The following is a 10,195-nucleotide window of genomic DNA, read 5'->3' as shown; positions in this document are numbered from 1 at the left end:
ATATAGGTTCATAGCTTGCCCCTATCCCGGCGGATGGGAGGGAGGGCATGCACAACTGTTCCTAAGCCTGTCGTGGGCTGTAGAACAGATGAAGTCTTTTCTGAGGAGAGCGGTTGGGAACACCTCCACACCACTCACCCTCAGGTGCGGCTATTCTGCCCTTTAACCCACGGGGGGTGTCAATCCCAAGTCAGGGATCCAACAGGACAAAAGCTCTCCATTGGCCTTGATGGGATCGGAAAAAACGGCGCGATCCCGTTACGTTTCTCAGGGTGTAATTGCCTGAACCTTACCCACCTCCACTTTTCCACAGAAACCCCCGATGCCGCCCCCTGAGGGAAAGGCCCTGTGGAAAACAGCCCACCCGCCTGTGGAAAGTCTGGGGAAAACCTGTGGATTTCCGGGAAATCTGAATTTGTCCAAAAATTTTTGTGTTTGTGTCGAGCATTTCTCAGGGCCACTCAACTCCGTAGCGCAAAAACAGCTCCTTGGAACCGCGGCGGCATTCCAGCAGCTCCAACTGGGGCGGGGATCCCTGCACTTGCCAACCCTCAATGCTGGCAGGCGCATCGGCATATCCACTCAGCAGCACCGGAGCGAGGGTAACCCACAGCTCATCCAAGGCCCCTGCCTGGAGAAATGCCCCCAAAAGCCGCCCCCCGCCCAACAACCCCACCCGTTCAATGCCCAAGCTGCGCAGGCGGGCCAGCCGTGCCGGCAGATCCCAATCGGCAGCCACCCAGATGTCCTCAAAGCCGGTTCGGTTCCGCCAAATCCGGGATCCCTTGGGAGTTGTCCACAGCCAACGGGTGAGGGGCTGGCGAAAAAACGGCAAATCCTCAGGAATATCTCCGCTGCCAGAGCAGATGATCGTCAGAGGCTGGGGGGAGAGGCCCTGAGCAGTTCTGCGTTGGATCAACTCGGGATCCCGAATACGCAGACTGGTGCCGTAGGCCCGCAGAGTGGCGGCCCCCATGATCAAAGCCTGTTGCTGGGCAGCTTGGGTTTCCAAATGCCGATAGTCCTCAGGGCTGCTGAAGGAGGGCCTCTGCGCTCGGTGGGCTGCGATCTTTCCATCCAAGCTCTGGGCGAAGATGGCAACCAAGTGGGGACGATTCAAAGGCAAGATCGCTGGGAAAGGGTGGGCAAACCCCACAAATTGACCAGAATAGAGTCAGGCATCGCCGGGAGAACCGTGGCACAGACTGTTGTGCCGGTCACCAGCTCGCCCATGCGGAACGGATATGTTAGGAACATTTCAATCATCCACCATCCGGGTTGAAGTCGAGGCCAGTGCATCGACCGTGCAGCGCTGTCTGACAGAGGTGGGATTGTTGCAGCAGTGGATCTGGCCCCAGCAACTGCAGGGATCCCTTCCCGAAAGGCTGGAGCTGGGCAGCACCTTTGCGGCCCAATGGGGCCCCCTCTCGATCATGCACCAGGTGGAAACCCTGCTGCCGGAACGGCTGCGCCTGCTGATGTGGGGAGGAGCCGATGGCTACTGTGACTGGCTGTGGGGGAACGGCTGGGTGCAGTTGCGGGTAGAGGCCGTCTCTCTCCTGCCCTTGGGCTTGGGACAATTGCTGATGCTGCGGCGGCTGCAACAGTTTGCCCAAAGCCAAGAACAGCGCCCCTCTTAGGACTTAAAAAGCGACCTTCCGGCAAAATCCGTGGATCCTCGGCTTGACAAAATGCGTTTCGGTTGCAGCATGCTACTTCTCTAAGGATTTTCCACTACGATAGTTGTAGCAGAGCTTACTCTTCCCGTCCGAGAGGCCCAATGAATCCGCCGACCAGCCCCACCCCAACCGCCATCGAGCAGGAAAAGTTTGAGATCCGCTTGGGAGAAGCCCTCAACCGAGCAGGACTGCTCACCCCCGCCCAACTGGCTCAGGCCATGTGGGAAAAGGCCGACAACCCCTTGATGTTGGGGGAGCTGTGTATGCAGCACGGCTGGATTGCCCCCCAAGATCTCTATCCGTTGATCCCGGTCGAACTGGTGCGTATCGGCGAGATCTTGATGCTGCATGGGTATCTGGAGCTGGAGCACATCCATCAGGCCCTGATTCAGCAGCGGCAGCACCCGGAGCGCAAGCTGGGGGAGATCTTGGTGCAGCAGGGCTGGGTGCAACCCCACTGGTTGGAATGGGCCTTGGACAAGCAACAGCGGCTGCGGCGCCAGAAAGGAGCTGCCAACAGTTGGGAGGTGATGGTGGAGCAGTGGTCCACCATTCCCGATCAGCCCCCTCTTTACGTCTCACCTCTACAGGTAGCCCAAGAGACCTACAGAGTTACCCAGCAATACAAAGCCCAGCTGGAGCGCTACCAAGAGCAAATTGCCATCTTAGAAGCGCAACTGGAGCAGCAGCGGCAGCAGCAACAGCTCCTGGTCGAACAATCGCTGCAGCAGGTTGCCGACCATCAAGCCCGCCAGCAGGAACAGCAGCAGCGCATTGCCCAATTGGAAGCCCAAATTCAACAGGAGACAGAACAACAAAAGGCTGCCCAGCAGCGCATTCGGGAACTGGAGGAGCAACTCCAAGCTCAGCAAACTCAGGGATCCGCGCAACTGCAAGCCGCCCAAGCAGAGCTGGAAATCCTACGTCGCCGCTGCCACGAGTTGACAGAATGGCAATCTCAGGCCAAACACCAGCTGCAAGAGCTGGGATCCCAACTGCAGGAGCAGCAGAAGATACAGCAGGATCAGGCACAGCAGCTCCAAGAGCAAACCCACCTGCGTCATACTCTGCAGCAAATGGAAGCCCAAGTGGCTGCCCTGAACCAGTCGCTGCAGGAGCACCAACATCAACTCCAACTGGCCCAGTCCACGAAACAGCGCTTAACTGCCGACCTAGCCCACGTTCGCCAAGAAGCTGCCGAGGCCACCCACCGCTTGCAGGTGCAGCTCCAAGAAACCCAAGCCCAACTGCGAGAAACTCAAGATCGCTTGCAGGAAGCCCAAGCCCAAGTGAGCCAGCTCCAGGCCCAACTGCAGGCGGCCCAAGCGGAAAACCGTGCTCTAGCCGCAGCGCTAGCCGAAGCCCGGCGAACTTCCCCACCTGCAGCTGCACCGACCCCAGCTCCAGAGAAAGCCCGGCCAGAGGCAGAGGATCTCAAGACCCTGACCGTAGCCGACTGGGCAGCCGAGCTGAGTGCCCCAGAAAGCGAATTGCCCCCGCAGCAGTATTTGGGGGAAGAGGACTTGGAAGCTCTACAGCGGGCCACCCCCTGGGTACAGCGGGTATTGACCCAATTGCGGGCGGCTGGCCTGATCGACAATGCCGGCATCGAAACCGTCATTCACGCTTGGGAAAAGGAAGGGGGCACCTTCACGGATGTGCTGGCCCACCACAGTGGCCTCAAGCCGGAGACCGTCAAATTTTTCAGCGAAGGGGGCTACTCTGTTCAACTGGCAGGGGGACGCCACGTGGCCGACTACCTCAAGGCTTCTGGATTGGTCAGTGCCACCCAAATCGAACAGATCCAGAAGCACCTGCCGCCAGGGGGATCCCTGTGTCAGGCCCTTGCCCAAGCCGGGATTCTACGCCGGGCCACTGCCCTGTATTTCGAGCGCCACTTCGGCGGGCAAAAGCCCCGCCGCCCGCTGCGGGAAGAGCTTTAGAGGAACCATGCTCTATCGCTGACGCCAACGACCGACAAGGGATCCGAATACAGACACAAGCTGCCAACAAGATGCCAATTAGACTAGAAACTAGATAGAGATAGATCATCAGAAGCGACCGGTTTCTCACCCCTGAGAGACCCAAGTTACTCGGTAGTTGTGTCGATCTCTTCTGCTATGACTACGGAAGCTCCAACTCGACCTGCTCAGCAGTTCTCGCCCTCGAGAACCCAGGTTCGCCAGCCCTACCCCCACTTCAAGGTGATCGTCTTGGATGACGATTTCAATACCTTTCAGCACGTTACGGAATGTCTGCTGAAATACATCCCCGGCATGACTTTGCCCCTAGCGCGGCAACTGACCGTGCAGGTGGATGCCGAAGGGCAAGCAGTTGTTTGGGTCGGCCCTCAAGAACAGGCGGAGCTCTACCATCAGCAATTGCTGCGGGAGGGGTTGACCATGGCCCCCTTGGAGCCGGCCTGAAGCACCAGGCGTTCGTAGCTGCGCTCAACTGCTGCCAACAGCTCCGCTTGGCCCCAACCGGCGTAAAGGCTGCTGGCAATGGCCAGCCCACCCGCCCCCACCCCTTCCTTGACATAGCCCCGCTCGTAAGCCTGTAGAGGCAGATAGCGGCTATTGGCAAAGCTCAGTTGGGTGGCCAAAAGGGGAGCAACCCCCAACAACTCTGCCAAGGCCACCGTATTGCCCGAGGGATCCTCTGCCACCCAGCGGGTGGTTCCCACCACCACGTTCTCTGGGGGCCAAGGGATCCCCTGCTCTTCCCCCCAGCGCTGCATCAAGGCCAGCACCGCCAACATTTGGGTTCCCCCTGCCAGCAGCACCGCTCCCCGTTGCGCTGCGCCCATCGCCAACCCGGCCACAAAGGGCTGCATGGGATCCCCCACTGCCGCCACCACCTCAGCAGCAGAAGCTCCCCTTGGCAGACGGGCCAATCCCTGCCGGGCCAAGGCCAGCTTTTGGGCGTGGTTGCAGACCGGGTGGCTGCTGTTTACCATGCCCTCTGCTGCCCACCCCAGTCCCAACAACACCGCCAGCGCCGTGGTGGTGCCCCCTGCCACACACTCCCCAATCACACAGTAGCCTTGCTCCAGCCGGGATCCGCGGTCGTACCCTTCTTGCCAAAGGGATCCCACCTGCTCCAAAGACAGAGCCTGTCCTGTGCTCAAGCAGCGGGCCACTCCCCCAGAGCTCACCATTTCTGCCCCCGGCAAAGGTTCCGGCAAGCCACAATCGAACACTCGGCACGGGATCCCCAACTCCCTCAGGATGGCGCAGCTGATCACCACTGGGGAAGGATAGCCATCCGGAGAGGTGGGCAAGCGGTGAGAATGGCCCGCCAGCAACACTTCCCCATCGGCAAGAGCTGTGTAGCGACGCAAGGAGGGGGTAGCGCCGGCAGCCGAAATGCCCGGAACAAGAGCCGTTTCGGTAAACCCCAAGCAGGCCAGAAACAGAGGTCGGGATCCCTGCACCCGTTCGCACCACCGCCGGGCCACAGCCGGCTGAGTGTAAGCCTTAACGCAAGGAAACGGAAGCATACCGGACACCGAGGCAAACAAGCCAGAGTCTATCCTGAGCCAGAAGGGCGGGATCCCGTACTCGCAGGAGGGGTTGCCTCCTGCTGAGGCAATCGGATTCGGATAGGATGGGTATACCCAATGCAGTTTATTCAGGGCAAACGGAAGGCCATGAGCTTCTTCGACTCTGAGATCGTCCAAGAGGAAGCCAAGCAACTGTTTCAGGATTTCCAAAACCTGATGCAGCTTGGTCAACGGTACGGCCAATTCGACCGGGAAGGCAAAAAAATCTTCATCGAACAGATGGAGGAGTTGCTGGAGCGCCAGCGCATTTTCATGAAGCGGCTGGAACTCTCCGACGACTTTATGGCTCAAATGACCATCAAACAACTGCAAACTCAGCTTGGGGGGTTTGGGCTCTCCCTGACCCAAATGTTTGACCAGATGCACCAGACCCTAGAGCGCATGAAAGCTGAGGCAGACGCTGAGCGTTGACCCCCAAGAACGACCTACACGAAGGGATCATGTCTTCTTCCCGCCAGACCCGCAACCAGAAATTGATTCTGGAGGTGCTAGAGCAGCAGTCGCAGCCCCTTTCGGCGCAAGAGATCTTTCTGGAGTTGCGCAATGCCAACCACACCGTCGGTCTGGCCACGGTTTATCGAGTTTTGGATGCTCTGCGCAATGAGGGCAAGCTGCAAGCGGTCAACTTGGGAGACCAGCAGACCTACTACCAGGTTCTGCCCAGCAATGGCCACAACCGCCACCACCTGATCTGCACCGAATGTCGGCGGGTGGTGCCTTTGCCCGATTGTCCGGTGGAAGATTTGGAGGCACAGCTTTCCAGTCAGTACCAATTCGCGATCGAGTACCATGTGCTTGACTTCTACGGCGTCTGTGCCCAGTGCCGTAGAGGGGTTGGGCCAAGCCCGGACTCACAGCGTTCCTCTTTTCTCAAAGCTAAGCCCAAATGATGAGCTATCTCTGGACGGTGTTGATCGGGCTGGCCGGCGCCCTGATCGGGGTCAAGCTGAGGCTTCCGGCGGGAGCACTGGTGGGCTCCATGGTGGCGGTGGGTTTGGTGAATGTCTGGGGGGCGATCCCAATTCCCGCTCCCCCAGCCGGGATCCGTTTTGCCATGCAGGTGGTGTTGGGCATTCTTTTGGGTACTAAGCTCACTGCCGATACGCTTCTGGCCCTGAAAGATCTGTGGCGACCAGCCCTGCTCTGTACAGTGATTGCGGTGGGCACGGGGGTCTTGTCGGGGTACCTGATCTCCCGTTGGCTGGGGATCGAGCGCTTGACTGCCATCTTGGGCACAGCTCCAGGAGGCATTTCCGACATGAGCCTGATAGCCCTGGACATGGGAGCCCAAACCAGCACAGTGGTGGTCATGCACTTGGCACGCCTGATCAGTGTCGTCGTGGTCGTCCCCTGGGTGGTGCGACTGCTCGTTCAGCCGGGCACGAGTTAGCTAGACCGCCGGGAAGCCCCGCCCTCTGTGCATCAGCATGAGTGCCGGAGTATGTCACGAAAGTCCTCGGAGCAGAGATGGTGGGTGGGTTAGACTAAGGGCGATACAGAACTTAACAACTGAACCGCTGCCTTGGAACTTTCCCCTTCTCCCCTCACCTGCCATGCCGACGCTGCCGGATCCCCTTGGAGCGCTGCTCTCCGTTCTGCAGATGGCTCTTTGGGCAATGTCTCCTCTGGCCAAGGCGATTGGTGGCCTCTACAGCTGCATTGGCAGGGGGAGCCAGACCCGGTACAGCCTGAGCTGGTGCAGGTGGATCCCGTGCTGCGCTTGCTGCTTTTGGGGGATGGCTTTACCACCCGTAATCTTGCTGCCTTGATCCAAGAGCCGATTCAGGCTCATCTGCTGGACACGGGCCGGGTTGATTTACAGGCAGAGCAGGGCACTGCCCCCAAGTCCATGCAACAGCTGGCCAGAGATTTGGGGCGGCTGGGATCCCCTTTGATGCGGCGGCGGGTTTGGCTGTGCGGGGCAACCTCTCAACAGCCCTTGCTCTATGCCACCTCTTGGTGGAACTCTGAACATCTGGTTCAATACTTGCCCCATCCCGATCGGCCCATTGGCCAAAATCTGATCCAAGAAAAACTGGAGACCTTTCGCGAGCTGCGCGGCCTTTACCACGGCGAGGCAGACCCGGTTGCCCGGCTGCTGCAGTGTCCCGGTCCCTTCTGGGCTAGGCATTATCTTTTGTTGCACAGGGGCCAGCCTTTGACCGTCATCTACGAGGTGTTTTCTCCACGGCTGGCCGCAAGGGCCCTGTCCCGCTAGCGCGACGGAGACCTCCAACGGCGCACGGCTGCGGTGATGGCGGCTGCCACCTGCGGATCCAATTGGGCGCTGGCGGAGATGCGCTGATAGTCCTCTGGGGTCAGTTGATGGGCGACGATGATCTCGGCAGCAGCAGCCTCAAACTGTTGTTCGATTTGCCGACGTTCCTCGCTGCTGTTGGCCTGTTGGAGGCGATTTTGGGTGCTCTCCAGAAGAGGTTGCACCGCCAGGAGGGTGCGGGCAAAGCGGTCAATCTGCTCAGAAGAAGGTGGAGAGGTGGCTTCAGAAAGACTAGCCGGGGCCGAGGTCATCGTCTCTGAAGAGGTTGCGGGCAGATCCCCATCCCATCCGGAGTCTGGCCTGGGCGAGGGAGAGGGATCCGGGTTGGCAGGAGCCTGGAGGGCCACTCTGCCGGCTGCGTCCAAGTCTTGGGCCGGGTTGAGGGCATTCCAAAGGGCCAAGCCCGCCAAACACAGAGCAGCCCCTATCAGTCCAGCACTCAAGAGGGCGAGCCAACTGACAGAGGTCGCAGTCGGCTCAAGCACCACCTGCACCGGCGCATGAGGAGGCAAGGGTTTGGACATGAGGCTGAGATCGTAAGCCCGACGCTGCTGGCTATCGCTGAGAACTCGGTAGGCGTGTTGTAGCTGGAGGAACTCCCGCTGGGCCAACTGCCGCAACCCTGCGGGGATATCGGCAGGCAACCGATCCGGGTGCAGTTCGCGTGCCCGCTGGCGGTAGGCAGCTTTGATCTCCTCCAGGCTGGCTTGGGGAGAAAGCCCCAGCTGTTGGTAGTAGGTGGGGGAAGCAGGCAGAGTAGGCATGGGAGCAGTTGGTTGCAGAACAGAGGGAGAACCGGCTGCCTTCGAAGGCCAGCCACCTTACCCCAACAGGGATCCCTCCTTTCGGACCAGCATATCCTGCCCGGTTCAGCGAGGCTGCTGGCCCAAGAGCTAAGACACGTAAACCCCTGTTAGAGGCGCGCTCAGGGCTTCTTCCAACTCTGCCAGGCCAAGACGACGCTCCAGGATATCCATCACCTCGCGGCCAAAATCATGGGGGTTGCGATCCCAGGCTTCCAGACACACTTCCCCAAAAAAGGATCCCAGGGGTTCTGGGTTCCAGAGCAGTTTGCGCGCCGTCCAAGGAGTCATGTGCATGGGGTTAAAGCGGTCGTCGATAACACCGATTTTGCGAGCAAAATCTTCTAGATGAGTGTGGGGTTGCAGGCCGATGAAGAAGATGGCCGGCTCAACTTTGTCGCGACCAAAGATGGCTTCCAGCTCGCGATGGTACCGTACTGTTTGCCGAATGGTTTCCGGTCGCTCGTCGATAACATTAAAGGAGTAATTGACCGAAACCAGGTCGTTAAATCCTGCCTGTTTGAGGTAGCGGCAACTCTCCAGTACCGTGCGCAGGTTATAGCCCATGCGCATTTTGCGCACCAGCTCCTGGGATCCGCTGGTGATGCCGATCTCGAAGTAGCTCATGCCGGTTTTCACCATAAGCTCGGCCAGCTTTGGGGTGAGGTTGTCGGCCCGAATATAGGCAGCCCAACGAATATCGGTCATGCCGGCATCAAGGATTTTCTGCAGCAATTCCTCCGCATCCTCAATGTAGCGGCGGGCAGGGATAAACTGGGCGTCAGTAAACCAAAAGTTTCGCACTCCTCGCTCGTACAACTGCATCATTTCTCGGATCACCTCATCCACAGGGTTGAGGCGCACCTGCTTGCCTTCGATGACGGTGTAGATGCAGTAGCAGCAGTTGTGGGGGCAGCCGCGTTTGGTTTGTACCCCAATGTAAAAATCGCCCCCTTCTAGGTAGTAGTCAATTTCCGGCCAAATGGCGGTGATGTAGGTGTAATCACAGGCGGTTTTTTGCAGAGGTTGAGGCGGCTCGTGGATCAAACCTGGGCGAGGTTGCTCCAGCTTGGCCCGATAGCAGCGCTCTGTGGCTAGGCTTTGCCCTTGGATGACTTTTTCCAGCAGCGTTTCTCCTTCCCCCACCGAGATGATGGTGCCTTGGGGCAGATAGCGGCCCAATTGTTCGTAGAAGACGCTGACTGCCCCACCCCCCAACACCGCTTCAGCGTGAGGTTTGTAGCGCCTGGCTCTGCGGATCCCCTGCCAGACCAGCCGGGTGTTGCGCCAAATCTCGCCATAGTAGGCCAGCACCAGCCTGAGGCTATTCAGGGATCCCCGCAATTTTTTCAGGGGGTTGCGGGCGTAGAAAAACTCAAAAGAGTGTTGCAACAGGTTGCCGGCCCGCCCGTTCACCGGCGCATAGACTTGAATATCCCGCCAAGAGAAAACCAGCAAATCCGGCTGAAACTGGTCGATCTGCTCCAGCATGCGGCGGCGAAAATCTAGGGGCGGAAAGGTGCCCATATCGAAGATGCGCTGCTCAACTTGGGGGAACAGCTTGTGGACATGATCGGCCAAATAAACCACCCCAATGGGAAAAATGGGGTTGCAGGGCAGCCGTACATAAAGGATTTTTTGAATCTTCAGGTGCGAGGCCATACAACCTGAGAGCTTACTTTACATCTCTTCACTCACTCTAGTCGGTTTTTGAGGGGCGCGGCGGCAGGGATCCAGAAGGGACAAAGATAAGCTAAAGTTGAAGCAACCAGCAGGGTCGGACCTGAGGAGAGGGTATGACTCCAGAGGGCCCAATTTGGCACAGTCGCTATCGGCCAGAGCGGCGATTGAGCAAGCGCAGCGGCAGACA

Annotated in this window: 11 protein-coding genes; 7 read left to right on the top strand and 4 right to left on the bottom strand. The window is 58.9% G+C overall.

What is annotated here, in order from left to right; translation table 11 throughout:
• Positions 1-451: 451 nt before the first annotated feature.
• Positions 452-1,120, bottom strand: a complete 669-nt coding sequence (locus NW820_RS03110) for a RibD family protein (RefSeq protein ID WP_414357546.1) — start codon at positions 1,118-1,120, stop codon at positions 452-454.
• 124 nt (positions 1,121-1,244) lie between these two features.
• On the opposite strand from NW820_RS03110, the gene NW820_RS03105 reads away from it, so the two are divergent.
• The 3 genes from NW820_RS03105 to clpS all read left to right on the top strand — a co-directional run bounded on the left by NW820_RS03105 (position 1,245) and on the right by clpS (position 4,105).
• A complete protein-coding gene (locus NW820_RS03105) occupies positions 1,245-1,640 on the top strand; it encodes a hypothetical protein (RefSeq protein ID WP_414349609.1) in 396 nt (131 codons plus the stop codon).
• A gap of 140 nt (positions 1,641-1,780) precedes the next feature.
• On the top strand, positions 1,781-3,622 hold the full coding sequence (locus NW820_RS03100) for a hypothetical protein (RefSeq protein WP_414406652.1): 1,842 nt from the start codon (positions 1,781-1,783) through the stop codon (positions 3,620-3,622).
• A gap of 177 nt (positions 3,623-3,799) precedes the next feature.
• Positions 3,800-4,105, top strand: a complete 306-nt coding sequence (gene clpS, locus NW820_RS03095) for an ATP-dependent Clp protease adapter ClpS (RefSeq protein WP_011434126.1) — start codon at positions 3,800-3,802, stop codon at positions 4,103-4,105.
• Here clpS and cobT read toward each other — a convergent pair.
• Positions 4,054-5,181, bottom strand: coding sequence for a nicotinate mononucleotide-dependent phosphoribosyltransferase CobT (gene cobT, locus NW820_RS03090; protein ID WP_041436788.1), 1,128 nt, complete (start codon positions 5,179-5,181; stop codon positions 4,054-4,056). The two genes, clpS and cobT, sit on opposite strands and share 52 nt — an antisense overlap.
• Before the next feature lie 150 nt (positions 5,182-5,331).
• Between cobT and NW820_RS03085 the strand changes: the two genes are divergently transcribed.
• From NW820_RS03085 to NW820_RS03070, 4 genes are all read left to right on the top strand, one after another.
• Positions 5,332-5,655 (top strand): DUF1825 family protein, encoded by a 324-nt coding sequence (locus NW820_RS03085; protein WP_011434128.1) that lies wholly within the window; start codon positions 5,332-5,334, stop codon positions 5,653-5,655.
• 29 nt (positions 5,656-5,684) lie between these two features.
• Complete coding sequence (locus NW820_RS03080; RefSeq protein ID WP_414406651.1) at positions 5,685-6,134, top strand: Fur family transcriptional regulator; 450 nt, start codon at positions 5,685-5,687, stop codon at positions 6,132-6,134.
• A complete protein-coding gene (locus NW820_RS03075) occupies positions 6,131-6,634 on the top strand; it encodes an AbrB family transcriptional regulator (protein ID WP_414330730.1) in 504 nt (167 codons plus the stop codon). Before NW820_RS03080 ends, NW820_RS03075 begins: the two co-directional genes overlap by 4 nt.
• Positions 6,635-6,766: 132 nt before the next feature.
• Positions 6,767-7,462 (top strand): chorismate pyruvate-lyase family protein, encoded by a 696-nt coding sequence (locus NW820_RS03070; protein ID WP_414389989.1) that lies wholly within the window; start codon positions 6,767-6,769, stop codon positions 7,460-7,462.
• Here the strand turns inward: NW820_RS03070 and NW820_RS03065 are convergent.
• Both NW820_RS03065 and NW820_RS03060 read right to left on the bottom strand, forming a co-directional pair.
• Positions 7,459-8,286: a DnaJ domain-containing protein gene (locus NW820_RS03065; protein WP_011434132.1), complete on the bottom strand. Its 828-nt coding sequence runs from the start codon at positions 8,284-8,286 to the stop codon at positions 7,459-7,461. The two genes, NW820_RS03070 and NW820_RS03065, sit on opposite strands and share 4 nt — an antisense overlap.
• A 129-nt stretch (positions 8,287-8,415) precedes the next feature.
• Entirely contained in the window at positions 8,416-9,987 is a 1,572-nt protein-coding gene (locus tag NW820_RS03060) for a photosystem II high light acclimation radical SAM protein (RefSeq protein ID WP_414389986.1), read from the bottom strand.
• Between the last annotated feature and the right edge of the window lie 208 nt (positions 9,988-10,195).

The sequence above is a fragment of the Synechococcus sp. R55.7 genome (assembly GCF_047461955.1).
Lineage (GTDB): Bacteria > Cyanobacteriota > Cyanobacteriia > Thermostichales > Thermostichaceae > Thermostichus.
This window is presented reverse-complemented; position numbering and strand designations above follow the sequence as displayed.